Source organism: Trinickia acidisoli, assembly GCF_017315725.1.
GTDB lineage: Bacteria > Pseudomonadota > Gammaproteobacteria > Burkholderiales > Burkholderiaceae > Trinickia > Trinickia acidisoli.
The window spans coordinates 1887715-1902393 of sequence record NZ_JAFLRG010000001.1; the positions used below are offsets into that span (position 1 = coordinate 1887715).

14 protein-coding genes are annotated in these 14679 nt (G+C 59.8%); all 14 read left to right on the top strand.

The window, feature by feature from the left end:
• Window positions 1–138: 138 nt before the first annotated feature.
• The 14 genes from dhaL (at window position 139) to J3485_RS08735 (ending at window position 14653) form a co-directional block, all read left to right on the top strand.
• Entirely contained in the window at window positions 139–795 is a 657-nt protein-coding gene (dhaL, locus tag J3485_RS08670; RefSeq protein ID WP_206952082.1) for a dihydroxyacetone kinase subunit DhaL, read from the top strand.
• Window positions 779–1177: a dihydroxyacetone kinase phosphoryl donor subunit DhaM gene (dhaM, locus tag J3485_RS08675; RefSeq protein WP_206952083.1), complete on the top strand. Its 399-nt coding sequence runs from the start codon at window positions 779–781 to the stop codon at window positions 1175–1177. The genes dhaL and dhaM overlap by 17 nt, the downstream gene beginning before the upstream one ends.
• A 49-nt stretch (window positions 1178–1226) precedes the next feature.
• Complete coding sequence (locus J3485_RS08680; protein WP_206952084.1) at window positions 1227–1514, top strand: HPr family phosphocarrier protein; 288 nt, start codon at window positions 1227–1229, stop codon at window positions 1512–1514.
• Window positions 1507–3153 carry a phosphoenolpyruvate--protein phosphotransferase gene (gene ptsP, locus J3485_RS08685; RefSeq protein WP_242538716.1) on the top strand — a complete coding sequence of 549 codons (1647 nt, stop codon included), beginning with the start codon at window positions 1507–1509 and terminating at the stop codon, window positions 3151–3153. The genes J3485_RS08680 and ptsP overlap by 8 nt, the downstream gene beginning before the upstream one ends.
• 8 nt (window positions 3154–3161) lie before the next feature.
• Window positions 3162–3608, top strand: a complete 447-nt coding sequence (locus J3485_RS08690; protein ID WP_206952086.1) for a hypothetical protein — start codon at window positions 3162–3164, stop codon at window positions 3606–3608.
• A complete protein-coding gene (gene dhaK / locus J3485_RS08695; protein WP_206952087.1) occupies window positions 3608–4594 on the top strand; it encodes a dihydroxyacetone kinase subunit DhaK in 987 nt (328 codons plus the stop codon). The genes J3485_RS08690 and dhaK overlap by 1 nt, the downstream gene beginning before the upstream one ends.
• A 27-nt stretch (window positions 4595–4621) precedes the next feature.
• A complete protein-coding gene (locus J3485_RS08700; RefSeq protein ID WP_206952088.1) occupies window positions 4622–5344 on the top strand; it encodes an MIP/aquaporin family protein in 723 nt (240 codons plus the stop codon).
• 187 nt (window positions 5345–5531) lie between these two features.
• The gene (locus J3485_RS08705) at window positions 5532–7247 is read left to right on the top strand and encodes a dihydroxyacetone kinase family protein (RefSeq protein ID WP_206952089.1); all 1716 of its coding nucleotides are present in this window, start codon (window positions 5532–5534) and stop codon (window positions 7245–7247) included.
• Window positions 7248–7273: 26 nt separating this feature from the next.
• A complete protein-coding gene (gene tpiA, locus J3485_RS08710; RefSeq protein WP_206955721.1) occupies window positions 7274–8041 on the top strand; it encodes a triose-phosphate isomerase in 768 nt (255 codons plus the stop codon).
• Between the two features lie 121 nt (window positions 8042–8162).
• Entirely contained in the window at window positions 8163–9800 is a 1638-nt protein-coding gene (locus tag J3485_RS08715; protein WP_206955722.1) for an NADP-dependent glyceraldehyde-3-phosphate dehydrogenase, read from the top strand.
• An 85-nt stretch (window positions 9801–9885) separates the two neighbouring features.
• Window positions 9886–11799, top strand: coding sequence for a methyl-accepting chemotaxis protein (locus J3485_RS08720; RefSeq protein ID WP_206952090.1), 1914 nt, complete (start codon window positions 9886–9888; stop codon window positions 11797–11799).
• A gap of 388 nt (window positions 11800–12187) precedes the next feature.
• Window positions 12188–12439 carry a FitA-like ribbon-helix-helix domain-containing protein gene (locus tag J3485_RS08725; protein WP_206952091.1) on the top strand — a complete coding sequence of 84 codons (252 nt, stop codon included), beginning with the start codon at window positions 12188–12190 and terminating at the stop codon, window positions 12437–12439.
• The gene (locus tag J3485_RS08730; protein ID WP_206952092.1) at window positions 12436–12855 is read left to right on the top strand and encodes a type II toxin-antitoxin system VapC family toxin; all 420 of its coding nucleotides are present in this window, start codon (window positions 12436–12438) and stop codon (window positions 12853–12855) included. The genes J3485_RS08725 and J3485_RS08730 overlap by 4 nt, the downstream gene beginning before the upstream one ends.
• 106 nt (window positions 12856–12961) lie before the next feature.
• Window positions 12962–14653 carry a hypothetical protein gene (locus J3485_RS08735; protein ID WP_206952093.1) on the top strand — a complete coding sequence of 564 codons (1692 nt, stop codon included), beginning with the start codon at window positions 12962–12964 and terminating at the stop codon, window positions 14651–14653.
• Window positions 14654–14679 lie beyond the last annotated feature (26 nt).

Below are 14679 nucleotides of genomic sequence, written 5' to 3' on the forward strand. Positions count from 1 at the left end.
CTATAAATTGGCGGGTTTTCCCTACTAACAGTGCCTGATTGTCCTGCTAGACTCCGATCAAAGTTTAGTGATTTTGTTTTGTAGCTAAACACAAGTATCGTCCAGACGATACCCGCATGGTCGTGCGGCAGGCTAGGGATGAACGCATCCATGGTCCTGCAAAAACAACGGAGACAGGCAGTGGAGCAAGAGACACTAAAGGCGTTGCTTCAGGCTGTGGCGCGGACGGTGATTGCGCACGTCGAGGAGCTGACCGCACTCGATCAGGCCATCGGCGACGGTGATCACGGACTCAACATGAAGCGTGGCTTTGAGCGCGTGGCGGAACTAGCGGGCGACATTTCGCAGCAGCCGCTCCCGCAGGCGCTGATGGAAGTCGGCAAGACGCTGGTCATGACGGTCGGCGGTGCATCGGGGCCGCTCTATGGCACTTTCTTCATGACACTTGGAAAGGAGCTACCCGCAGAGCCCAACATCGACGACGTGCGCAACGCGGTCGATGCGGCGATTGCCGCGGTGGAGCGGCGCGGCAAATCGTCCGCGGGACAAAAGACCTTGCTTGATGTGCTCGTGCCTGTACACGAAGAGCTCCACGTCGGCACCGCGCACGTTCTCGATCGTGTCAAGCGCAGGGCGGCGGCGGCGGCCGATGCGACCATCCCGATGCTCGCGGTGCGGGGGCGGGCGTCGTTCCTCGGCGATCGATCGATTGGTCATATGGACCCGGGTGCGCGTTCGTCCGCACTGGTTATCACTGCTTTATGCGACTTTCTTGGAGATGGATATCGTGCCTAACGTAGGAATTGTCATCGTGTCGCACTCGGCGAAGATTGCCGAGGGAACTGCGGATATGGTGCATCAGATGGTCGGCAACAGCGTGCCGGTTGCCTATACGGGCGGCAACGCGGATGGCGGACTCGGCACCGACGTCGGCGCGATCATTCAGGCGATTGACCGCGCATGGTCCGACGCAGGGGTTGTCGTTCTCGTCGATCTCGGGGGAGCCGAAACCAATAGTGAAATGGCGATCGAGATGCTCGAGGCCAACAGGCAGCACAAGGTCGTCCTTTGTGATGCGCCACTGGTTGAGGGCGCGGTCATTGCCGCGGCAGAGGCATCGGGTGGCGCGTCTATCGAGCAGGTCAAGAGCATGGCCGAAGAAATTCACCGGCAGTGAAAGAGGAGAAACATCAATGTCGCATGCGGTTGCTATCGGAAGTGCCCGCTTGATCAATGAGACAGGGCTGCATGCCCGACCAAGCGTGAAGCTCACGCAGCTAGCGAAATCCTTTGCTGGGCAGCTCGAGTTGGCGACTTCTCCAGATGGCCCCTGGATCAACGCAAAAAGTCCGGTGAAGGTGATGGCGTTTCAAGCCGAAATGGGCATGTCGCTCTATTTTCGGGCGACAGGGGATGGCGCTGGGGATGCTGTCGCAGCGATGGTGGCGCTCGTCGAGCGAAACTTCGACGAGAACGATATTTGCCGGACTGACGGAGACCGAGATCATGGCTAGGCTGGTCCTGAAGGGGCGCCCTGCGTCGGTGGGGTTTGCCGCTGGTCCGCAGACGAGACTGGCGGTGGATGACGTATCCGGACGCCGCGCTCCTCGCGCTGATACCGCTATCGAACTGGCGGATTTGCGTGCGGCGATCAAGTCTGCCACCGGTCAACTGCAAGCGTTGATCGAACGTGTCGATACCCATGGTGCCGAGATTATTGGATTTCAGATTGCCTTGGCGGAGGACGAGGAACTTTGCGAACCGATCTTCGCGGCGATCCGGCAAGGTGTCTGCGCCGACGAAGCATGGCGCGGGGCCATGGACGATGAGATCGAAACGTATGAGACCTCGCAGAACGACTATTTTCGTGCTCGCGCTTCGGATCTGAAAGATCTACGGGATCGGGTTCTGGCCTGTCTGTTTGGCGAAAGCGCCTCGGATGCGTTGCCAAGTGGCGCGGTGATCGTGGGCAGAGATCTTTCGCCTTCACGTTTTCTCTCGATCGATTGGACGCGTTGTAGCGCCATCGTGCTGACCGAAGGCAGTGTCACCAGCCACGTTGCCATGTTGGCGCGTGCCAAAGGCGTGCCGATGATCGTCGCTCTCCAAGGCAGCATCCCCGCCGACGCGAGCGAGATTCTCGTTGACGCCGTTGGCGGCTGTGTGATCGTTGCGCCGACCGATGACGAACGGAAACAGTTTTGTCTGCATATGGAAAGTGACGCAGCGGAGCGCGTGGTGATCGAACGATCGGCACATCGAGCTGCTGTCACCCGAGATGGTGTCTTCGTGGCCGTATCGATCAACGTCGCCGATCTTGCGGAGCTCGATAAGCTCGACGCTGAGATTTGCGATGGCGTGGGTCTAGTGCGCACTGAACTGCTGTTTGCCGACGAGCCCGCGCAGCCAACCGAAGATTTTCAGTACGGCGCCTATCGCCGCATTCTGAATTGGGCGGCCGGGCGACCCGTGATCGTACGAACCCTCGATGCCGGCGGAGACAAGCCGATTGCCGGGCTGACCATCGACGGCGAGCGCAATCCGTTTCTCGGCGTGCGCGGTGTGCGTCTGTCGCTCGTCCGTCCGGAGCCGTTCCGCACTCAGCTACGTGCGCTCGCTCGGGCCGCTGTGCACGGCAATCTGAAGGTCATGGTGCCAATGGTGACGGTGCCTTCCGAGCTCGAGGCGGTGCGATCGATGTTCCATGAGGAAGTGCGGTTGCTGAAGCAAGCAGGGGTCGCAGCCAAGGTTCCTGCACTAGGCATGATGATCGAGGTGCCTGCGGCTGCGATCGCACCGGACGTGTTCAAGGCGGATTTCTTTTCCATCGGCTCGAATGACCTCACGCAATATGTGACGGCGGCGGGACGCGACAACGAGGCGGTTAGCGAACTTGCCGACCCGCTCAATCCCGGCGTGTTATGCCTGATCGCGAACGTGGTTCGATACGGCGAAACCGCCGGCATTAGCGTGAGCTTGTGCGGAGACGCGGCCACCGATCCGAAGGTACTGCCGCAATTTCTCGCGTGTGGACTGAGATCGATCTCGGTGGGCATTGCAAGCGTTGGGCGGGTCAAAGCCGCCATCGCGGAGATTGACTTAAGCGCGTTAAACCTGCCGCATCAGGCTGCATTCATCGAAAACACAATCTAGAGCTCTTTATGAACGACGAGAAGCCTCCGGCACGGCAAGATCTGGTAGCCGAATATAAGCGCGTGTTGACGGGTGTTTTGGACAATCGTCCTTCGGGCACGCGCCAACACTTGGCTCAGGCGCTGGGAAAACATCGTTCATTCGTCTCGCAGATTACTAATCCTGCGTACACGACGCCGATTCCGGTTGACCATCTGAACACGATATTTTCCGTCTGCCATTTTTCTGCCGCGGAACGGAGTGCTTTTCTCGATCTCTATCGCCAGGCCCATCCTCGACGCCATGTGCGCACGGACACAGCGCACAGGACTCGTACGATCAGCGTGACATTGCCCGATCTCGACGATGCCGAGCTGAATCTCAAGATGGATCACCTGGTTGCCGATTTCGCCCGAACACTTGCACAAATGGCGAACACACTTGCTTCGCCGCGACAACACGAGGAGGAGACGTAATGAAAAAGCTGATCAACGCGCCTGAGAAGGTGCTTTCGGAATCGCTCGATGGTTTTGCTGCCGCTCATGCGGACATCGTCACGCTCGGTGCCGAGAAAAAATTCGTCCGCCGCAAAACGCTCAAGCCAGGCAAGGTTGGCCTCATATCGGGGGGCGGGGCAGGACACGAGCCGCTGCATGCCGGGTTCGTCGGCGCCGGCATGTTGGATGCCGCGTGCCCGGGCCAGATCTTCACGTCGCCGACCCCCGACCAGATCGCGGCAGCAATCGATGCTATCGATACCGGTGCGGGCAGCTTGCTCATCGTCAAGAATTATGAAGGCGACGTGATGAACTTCGAGATGGCGGCTGAACTCGCCAATGGGAAGGTTCTAACCGTTTTGGTGGACGATGACGTTGCCGTCGAGAAGTCCACTTACTCCACGGGTCGCCGCGGTGTGGCCGGCACGCTCGTGGTGGAGAAGCTCGTGGGTGCCGCAGCCGAAGAGGGGCGGACGCTTAAAGAGCTTCATGCGCTGGCGCAGGCTGTGAATAGCCGCACCCGCTCGATGGGCGTTGCATTGACCTCGTGCACCGTGCCCGCCGCAGGTACCCCGACGTTCACGCTCGGCGACGACGAAATGGAAATGGGCGTGGGCATTCACGGGGAACCCGGCCGTCGCCGCGTCAAACTGGAAAGCGCGGACGCGATCGCAGCCGAGTTGGTCGAGTCGATTGTCCATGATCTCGAGCCACGCAACGGGCGCGATTGCCTGCTGCTCGTCAATGGCTTCGGCGGCACCCCGTTGGTAGAGCTTTATTTGATGGTGAACGCCGCTACGCGAATTCTGCGCGGCCGAGGTATTTCGGTTAGCCGTTTCCTGACCGGCAATTATGTGACTTCACTAGAGATGGCGGGCTGCTCGATTACGCTGACAGAACTCGATAGTGAGTTTGCACGGCTCTGGGATGCGCCGGTTCATACCGCGGCGCTGAACTGGAGATAATTTCAAGCTAAAGGATGGAGAGAGACAATGGAAAACGGATTTGTTGGAGAACTGATTGGGACCGCTATCCTCGTTTTAATGGGAAACGGCGTAGTGTCGAACGTGCTGTTGACGAAGTCAAAAGGACAAAACTCAGGCTGGATCGTCATTGCCACCGGCTGGGCTTTCGCGGTGCTCGCCGGCGTGGTGACTGCCGTGGCACTCGGTAGTCAGGGCCACCTCAACCCGGCAGTAACCCTCGCGTTCTTCGCGTTGGGGCACTTCCCGAAAGATGAGCTTCTGCCGTATCTCTCTGGGCAACTCATCGGAGCCATTTTAGGTGCCGTGCTGGTTTGGTTGGCCTATCTCGCGCATTGGAAAAACACCGAGGATGCCGGAATCAAGCTCGCCTGTTTCTCGACCGGTCCCGCAATCCGCGCGCCGTTTGCCAACATGCTCACTGAATTCATCGGCACGTTTGTCTTGGTCTTTTTGGTCGTCGCGATTTTCAACAAGTCGGTGGGGACGACCGGCGTGCTTGGCCCGCTGACGGTGGCGCTGATCGTGTACGGCATTGGACTTTCGCTTGGCGGCCCGACCGGCTTCGCGATCAATCCGGCTCGCGATTTCGGGGCGCGCATCGCTCATTCGATCTTGCCGATTCCCGGCAAGGGATCGTCTGATTGGTCATATGCCTGGGTGCCTGTCGTCGGTCCGATTCTTGGCGGTATCAGCGCAATCGGGGTCGCCAGACTCGCCGGGATGATGTGATCGCACCGGGAAGCCTTTCGATGGACCTTCGATTCCGTGCCCCGAAGATTCCTATGCATAAGAAATAGAAGCAGATCCGCATGTGCGCGTGATTCTCATGCGCACGCCTCAGTGAGTGACGCTACATGAGTTTGGATGCCTCATGGGCTACGGCTATCGCCTCTGAAACGCTAGCAAGAGATTGCAAATGAAGAAACTTATCAATGATCCGTCCTTAGTTGTTCGCCAGATGCTTGAAGGGATAGCACGACAGGCTCCACACGTCGCTATTCTGGGCGACGAGAACGTCCTGGTTCGGCATGGGCTGCCTATTGCGTCGGAACGACCCGTTGCGCTTATCTCGGGCGGCGGCAGTGGGCATGAGCCGGCACATGGTGGATACGTAGGCAATGGGATGCTCAGTGCAGCCGTGTGCGGCGAGGTTTTCACCTCCCCCCCCACCGACGCAGTGCTTGCGGCAATTCACGCGACCGGTGGAGAGAACGGTGTCCTGCTTATCGTGAAGAACTACACCGGTGACCGTCTCAATTTCGGTCTCGCCGCCGAGTTGGCGAGATCCGAGGGAATCCCGGTTGAAATCGTGACGGTAGCCGACGACGTGTCGCTACGCGGTCGCATAGAGCGCCATCAGCGTCGAGGTATCGCAGGTACCGTGTTGGTCCATAAGATTGCGGGGGCTGCTGCGGCTCAGGGGCAATCCTTGGATCAGGTGGCCGCGGTTGCACGGAAGACGTCTGCCAACCTTGGAACAATGGGCGTCGCGCTCAACGGATGTACGTTACCTGGCGCGGAAAAGGCAGGCTTCCACCTCGCGGACGACGAGATTGAATTGGGTCTGGGCATTCATGGCGAGAAGGGAGTCGAGCGTACCGCTCCGATGCAAGCCGGCGAACTGGCGGAAACGCTCCTCGCCAACATTATCGAAGACTTGGCATTGAAAGCCGGCGAACGTGTCGCACTGCTGGTGAACGGGCTGGGCGCCACGCCGCAGATGGAGTTGTCGATCGTTTTGCGGGATGCATTCGAGAGCCTGAATCGCCGAAGCCTCATCGTCGAGCGGGCGTGGGCAGGCACATTCCTGTCGGCCCTCGATATGCCCGGCTGCTCCATCTCGCTGCTGCGCTTGGATGATGAAATGCTGGCGTTGCTGGATGCCGATACCGAAGCGCATGCATGGCCCGGCGTCGGGACCGTCAATCACCATATCCGTCTCGAGCCCGCGAGCACGGCGCCTGATTCGGCGACCGGCAAGCCGGACGTGGGCGATGGCAGCCACGGATGGTCCGATAGGCTCAGACCGGCATTGCAGGCAGTCGCGCACGCGTTGATCGAGAAGGAAGCCATCCTGACAGAACTCGACACGAAGGCCGGTGATGGTGATCTCGGGGCCAGCATGAGGCGCGCGGCGGAAGCCATTCTTGCCGTTCCGTCCGCGGCGCTTGTCACCCCCGACAAAGCGCTTGCTGCCCTTGGCATGGCGTTGCGCAGAGCGATCGCGGGCAGTTCGGGGCCGTTCTATGCCACGGCCCTGCTTCGGGCCGCCCGCACGCTGGCGGATCATCCGAACCCGACTGCACTCGATTGGGCTGCGGCGATGGCCAGCGCGGCCGACGCCATCGGTGAATTGGGAGGCGCGAAACCTGGCGATCGCACCATGCTCGATGCTTTGGTACCCGCCGCCGCCGCATTCGAGCGTGCGCTGAAATCCGGACAGGATGTCGCTAAAGCATGGGCGGTTGCAGTGGGCGCTGCTCAGTCGGGGGCGCAAGAGACGGCACATATGACGCCACGCGCGGGACGGGCAAGCTATCTGGGGGCACGTGCGATCGGCTCTCCTGATGGTGGGGCCGTCGCGGTCGCCTGTTGGCTGAAGGCTTTACAACCGTACATCGCCGCACGTTAGCGAGCCGTTGGAATCAAGAGAGAACAATGCCAAGGAAGCGGGTGATCGGTAACTGGAAAATGAACGGGACGATTGCGTCCAATGCCCGTTTGCTGCGCGAAATCAAGGACGATATGGCGATTGCAGCGTTGACGATCGATGCGGCTGTGTGCGTTCCGTTCCTCCATGTCTCCGAGACGCAAAGGATTTTGACGGGCACCGCACTTAAATGGGGGGTGCAGGACATTTCGGCGTTTCGCGAAGGCGCCTACACCGGTGAAATCTCCGCAGACATGGTGGCGGAGTTCGGCGCGACGTATGCAATCGTCGGGCACTCCGAACGTCGGTCGCATCACGCCGAGGCGCTGACGACAGTCGGGGCAAAAGCACTTCGAGCCATCGAGGCGGGTATCACGCCTGTCGTCTGTGTTGGCGAGACGCTTCGAGAGCGAGAGGACGGGGCCGCCAGGGAAACCGTGGAAACACAATTGCTAGCCGTACTCGACTCGCTTCCGGCCGATCAGATGCATAGCCTCGTCCTCGCCTATGAACCGGTCTGGGCAATCGGAACAGGGCGCAGCGCAAGCCCTCGGCAGGCGCAGGAAATGCATGAGTTTCTTCGAAGGTTGTTGCGAACGCGATCAGAATCACTGGCTGACACAACGATCCTTTACGGGGGCAGCGTGAAGCCTGCCGCCGCCGCAGATCTGTTCGCGCAGAACGACATCGACGGAGCCTTGGTGGGCGGCGCTTCTCTTGAAGCGGGACCGTTTCTCGACATTATCCGTCTGGCGGCAAACCATGCGGGTGCGTAGCCGTACATCGCCGTAGTCAGCATTTCCCCGTATTTGGCGTCGAGATTATCCGCTTCTCTTGGAACACCAAGACCTGCGAGCGGAATCGATTGCCGAGCTTCTTTACGCGAGACAATTTGCAATGATCGTAAGTCAGGATAACGACCTTTCCCTGCGTTTCCCTAGTGCAGATGAAGTGCCGGCGGAGCATCGCCTCGAAGGCCGTATCGACCAGCGAGTGTGGCTGGTTGGCGGGGAGTTGCGAACATGGGAAGGCCCGAACGATTTGGTTCTTTCTCCGGTGTGTATCCGCGACGCCGTATCGGGGGATCTTCGTCAACTCGAGATCGGCAGCTTCCCGAGAATGGGGGAGCCGGAAAGCGACGCGGCGCTCGAAGCGGCGATAGTGGCCTATGACAGCGGTCGAGGGACATGGCCCGTGATGACGGTCGCAAGTCGTATCGATTGCATGGAAATCTTTATGCGCCGAATGATTGCAGTCCGGCCGAAAGTCGTGAAAACCTTGATGTGGGAAATCGGGAAATCGGCGGCTGATTCCGCGAAGGAATTCGATCGAACAGTCGACTATATCCGTCAGACCATCGATGCGCTCAAGGACCTGGACAATCGGTCTTCGCGCTTTGAAGTTGCGGAATCGACGATCGGGCAGATACGACGCACGCCATTAGGCGTCGTCTTGTGTATGGGCCCGTACAACTATCCGCTCAATGAAACTTTTGCGACGTTGATCCCCGCGCTGCTGATGGGCAATACCGTGGTGCTGAAACCACCTCAGTACGGTGCGCTGCTATTTGAGCCGTTGCTCGCCGCTTTTCATGAAGCGTTTCCGCCTGGCGTGGTCAACGTCATCTATGCGCCTGGCGCGCTGGTCGTCCCGCGCATGCTTGCGAGCGGGAAAGTGAATGTTCTGGCGCTGATCGGGTCCAGCAAGGTCGCGGATCACCTGAAAAAACAGCACCCAAAATCCCATCGACTGCGAGCGATTCTGGGATTGGATGCCAAGAATGCCGCGATCGTGCTGCCTGATGCCGATCTCGACCTGACGGTGGCGGAATGTATGGCGGGCGCGCTTTCATTCAATGGGCAGCGTTGTACGGCCCTGAAGATGCTCATTGTGCATCGATCGCTCGTCGACCGGTTCCTGTCAAGCTTCTGCGAGGCTTTGAATAGCCTTGAGATCGGGATGCCTTGGGAGAAGGACGTCAAGATCACGCCGTTGCCCGGGCTTCATCGAACGGCTTACATGAAGGAGGCGATCGAAGACGCGGTTGTGAAAGGTGCGCGAATCGTGAATGACGGTGGTGGTGCTTTCAGTGCCACGCTGTACAAGCCCGCGGTGATTTATCCGGTTTCCGCGGGCATGAAACTGTATCGCGAAGAGCAGTTCGGCCCGCTTGTTCCCGTTATGGCGTACGACGAAATAGGCGAGGCACTCGAATACGTCATTACCTCCGATCACGGCCAACAGGTGAGCATATTCGGTCGTGATCCCGCGACGATCGGCGCGCTGGTTGACCCGCTTGTGAATCAAGTTTGCCGTGTCAATCTCAATAGTCAGTGTCAGCGCGGACCAGACGTATTCCCTTTTGCCGGTCGCAAGGACTCGGCGGAGGGCACCCTGTCCGTTGCCGACGCACTCCGAGCATTTTCAATTCGATCGATGGTGGCAGCCAAGCAGACGGGGGCGAACAAAGAACTCCTCGATGCGATTGTGCAAGATCGTCGGTCAACCTTCATTAACACGGGTTTCATACTCTGACTGTCTCGCCACGAGACTCCAGCGCGCGATGCGACGCTATGCGTTGCACCTGTCAAAGCGGGACTGTGCTGCCTAAGAGGGAAGCATGAAATTTCTGTCATCTGTCGGGTCCCGGTTTACGGTGGCGGGATGTGCGGCGCTTTTGGCGATTGCATTGGTCACTTTTTTAATGATCCGTTTTTTTGTCGAGCCGGATCTGGCAACGCTGGAGAGCAAACTGGTCCAAAACCAGGTCGGCCAGATTTCAGTCGCCGTTAGCGATCAGCTCAGAAGGGTGGAGGCGCAGCAACGCGCTCTCACACAGACGGTTGCGCTGGTGGGCAGTGACCAAATCGATCAGATACTGCCGGGACTGATCGACCAGTACGGCGACCCAAACGTGGCAGGCGGAGGCGTCTGGCCTTTGCCTAACAAGCGGGAGACGGGCCGCGACCGATTCAGCAGCTTTCTCGTACGGAATGCATCGACGGGCAAGCTGGAGGTGAATACGTATTGGAATCAGCCCGACTCGTTGAAGTATTGGGAGCAGGCATGGTACGAAAACGGCACCGCGGCACCGAAGGGCGCATGCGGCTGGTCCAAGGCGTTTCGTGACGACGCGAGCCCACAGCCGCGAACCGCCTGCGCAATGGGGATTTACAAAGGAAACGAGCTTTATGGCGTGTCGACCATCAACGTTTCGCTAGAATTTTTTAACCAGTTGGTGGCCGATATGGAGCGCCGAATCGGTGCACGGATCTTGATCATTGAGGCCGATGGCACGATTGTCAGCAACAGCAGCCGGATCCAGGGCGATCTCGTGCTCAAGCGTCTCAGCGATATTGCTCGGATCGCGCCGATGGCCGCGCAGATCCAACGCGTGCTGGCGCATGACGGACAAACGATGAATGCCCGGACGGCATACGACGTTGACGGAGAGAAGCGCATCCTATTCATGACCGCGATTCCTCACAGCCCTTGGATTATCGCCGCGAGCCTGCCTGATGCGACGCTTACGGCGAACAGCGACCGCATTCTCAGTCGTCTCGCGTTCGTGCAGATCCCGATGAGTGTCGTGCTTCTGGCTCTGGTGGTTTTGGGCATACGAATGCTGATGCACCGGGTGAACGACCTCAAATCCAATATCGATGACCTTGCATCAGGAGAGGCCAATCTCACCAGGCGTCTTGAAGAGACCGGCGGGCAGGAGTTCGCGGCAGTCGCGCTCAGTTTCAATGTGTTCATCGAAAGGCTGCAGGGGCTCGTGCGCAATGTCACAACGAACGCGGCCCAGCTCGAATCGGCGTCACGGGAGATTGCGACCGGTAACCGCGATCTGTCGGCCCGAACGGAAGCCCAGGCCGCCTCCTTGCAGGAGACCGCGGCTTTCATGGAGGAGTTGACGGCGACGGTCAAACAGAATGCGGAAAACGCGGACGGCGCCCACAGGCTCGCGACGGAAGCGTTCCGCGCTGCCGAGCGAGGGGGAGAAGTGATCGCGCAGTTCGTATCGACCATGGACTCGATCGATCAGTCCTCGCGAAAGGTCGCAGCCATTACAGGCACGATCGACGGCATTGCCTTCCAGACCAACATTCTGGCGCTCAACGCCGCCGTGGAAGCGGCCCGTGCGGGCGAGCAGGGTCGAGGCTTTGCGGTCGTGGCGGCCGAGGTGCGCAGCTTGGCGCAGCGCGCGGCAGCGTCGGCAAAGGAGATCAAAGCGTTGATCGCAACCGCCGCGAGCAATGCGCAGGCGGGCAATCTGCTCGTCCAGCAGGCTGGCGAGGCAATGGGAGAAATAATCCAGTCGACCACGGGGGCGGCGACCATCATGACGGAGGTGAGGGAGGCCAGCAGGGAGCAGAGCAGGGGGATCGAGCAGGTCAACAAAGCGGTCACCCAACTCGACACCGTCACCCAGCAAAATGCCACGCTCGTCGAGCAGGTAGCCGCCTCCGCTCGGTCGTTGCAGGATTACGCCGCTACGTTGTCTGCCGAGGTGAGCGGGTTCAAGGCGTAGCTCGAAGTCGGCAAGAAGTGCCGAATATGCTGTGCGCCGTTAGCCATTTGGACAGCTATCGGCCTGACCGTGCGGACCCCGAAAATCGACTGCCGGCTCATTCGATTCGTACGCCAACGGCCGGTTATGGCGATACAAAAATCGGCAAGGATCCATTCGGTGATGAAACACGACGTAAAGGCGGTAGTAGTCGAGACACGTAACCCAGCAGCGAACGCGGACGCTTTGATCCGTGTACGGTCGCCCCGACGATCCGAGCGGTCGCCGGTCGAGATGCCATCCTGCGCGGTTCACGAAGCGCGCTTCGACGATCGGTGGCGGTTCGGTCCGTTGCTCGATTTGCAATCATTGATTAAAATGCAATCAATGATTAATGACGGGGGCCGACATGGCGAGTATGACGATCCGCAACATCGACGACCAACTCAAATCCCGTTTGCGCGTGCAGGCGGCGCGTCACGGGCGTTCGATGGAGGACGAGGCGCGCGACATCCTGCGCGCGGCACTGTCGACGGAATCGGAAGGCAGTCGGCAAAGCCTAATCGAGTCGATCCGTCGCCGCATTTCGCCGCTTGGTGGCATCGATCTGGATTTGCCGGCACGCGAGGCGATCTCGAATCGAGTGGATTTCGGCGCATGATCGTTCTAGACACGAACGTTCTGTCGGAAACGTTGAGGTCGGTGCCGGATCGGCGCGTGATCGACTGGTTTCGCGCTCAGCGGCGTGCCGCGTTGTTCACGACCACGATCACGCGCGCGGAGATCGCCTACGGCCTCCGGTTGTTGGCGGACGGGGCGCGCAAGCAAACGCTGTCGAGCGCCATCGATGCCATCTTCGAAGAAGACTTCGCGGGCAGGCTCTTGAATTTCGACACCGACGCCGCTCACGTCTATGCCGAGATTGCCGTGTCACGCAGAAATGCCGGAAGGCAGATCAGCCAGTTCGACGCCATGATCGCCGCCGTGGCTCGATCCAGAGGGGCAACGCTGGCGACGCGAAACGTAAAAGACTTCGTCGACTGCGGCATTGCCGTAATCGATCCTTGGGAGGACTGAATTTTCGGGAAACAGCAATCAAGCCGTCATTTGCGGCCACTACGCTAGCGCGAGTTTCATGCAGGCCTGTCTCATAAAACCCTTCGAATTTGTCCGGAGACTGCATATGCAAACCGCGTCGTTTGGTCTCACGCGTCACCGCCGGTTCCGTGCCGGTCGTACCTCGTTTTTTGCACTTACGTTGATCGCCGCGAGCCTCTGCGCTCACGCCCAGCAATTCGACTCCCGCAGCGGCTATCGTTTTTACCCCGATCTTTTGGTGGTGAGCCGGAGTGTCTACGACAATCGTTCGAGCAACGTGCAAGTCGGCGAAATCCTTCCGCCGAACTGCGCCGCGACCCAAGGCGGCTGCAGCGCATCGACCGGTGCCCCTGTGGACGGTACCTATCCGTACGTGTGGAACAACGACCTTTATGACGGCAGCTTCGGCATTACGTCGCGCATCTTCCTCGACCAAATCACGCCGGCCGGGGACCTAGTCAGCACGCTCGAGGTGCCGAACAGCGCGCAGGCCGGGTCGGCGCACGACCAACTCGTCACGAGCTTCAGCTCGAAATCGGAACTTGCGCTGCATCTGTCGACCGATCGCAAGTATTTGACCTTCATGGGCTACGTTGCACCGGTCGACACGCTCGATGCCTCGAACTCGAATACACCGGGTGCGGTCGATCCGACCAATCCGGTCGGGCAGCGGTTTTACCGCGCGATCGCGCGTGTCGATCGCGACGGGCACTTTCAGTTCACGGAGACCAATGCTTACAGCGGCAACAACGGACGTAGTGCGATTCTGAACGATAGCCTCGGCAAGGACGTGCTGTATACCGCAGGCAACGCGGGCAATGGCGCGAACCCGCAGCCGAACGGCGTGATTCTGGGGGCCGGCGCGCAGTTCGCCGTTCCGTCCGATCAGCCCGAAGCGCAGCAAAATCCCGCCGCGCCGACACCGGTGGGCAGCTTCTCCGTGACGGAACTCGGCGCGAAGGCGGACAAGATCGGCAAGGACGACAACTTCCGCGGCATGGCCGTGCATGACAACGTGCTGTACTTCACGAAAGGCAGCGGCAGCAACGGTGTCAACACGGTCTATTTCCTCGACACCACGGGCACCGCCTGCCCGAATGGCGTTGGTGTGCCGTCGGCTAAGGTGGCGCTGCCCGCGGCACCGCTTGCCTACGATCCGGCGACGCTGCAGACGTCCGGGCTGCCGAGCAATCTGTGCGTTCTTGCGGGTTTCCCCTCTACGCCCAATAAATCGGCTACCACGCTGTCCTATCCGTTCGGTCTTTGGTTCGCCGATGCGAATACGCTCTATGTCGCCGACGAGGGCGATGGCTATACCGGCGGCGCCGATCTGTACGCGCACGCAGCGGCACAGACGACGGCCGGTCTGCAGAAGTGGGTGTACGACGCGGCGACGAAAAGCTGGACGCTCGCCTATACCTTGCAGGCAGGCCTGAATTTGGGTACGCAATACTCGGTGCCGGGCTACCCGATGGGTTACAACTCGGCGACGGGCTTACCATGGGCCCCGGCAACGGACGGCCTGCGCAATTTGACGGGCCGCGTCGCCGACGACGGCACGGTCACGATCTGGGCGACGACGTCGACCATCAGCGGCAACGGCGATACGGGCGCCGACCCGAACAAGCTCGTCGCAATTCGCGACGTGCTCAAGAACAAGCGTGTCGCGGGCGCGGCGCAGGAGAGATTCATTACGCTGCGCAATGCCGGGTTCGCGCAAGTGTTGCGCGGGGTGTCGTTCACGCCGGGGACGGATCTCGATCGCCGTTTCCGCTAGTACGAGCGCGATCGATAGGTGGGTGG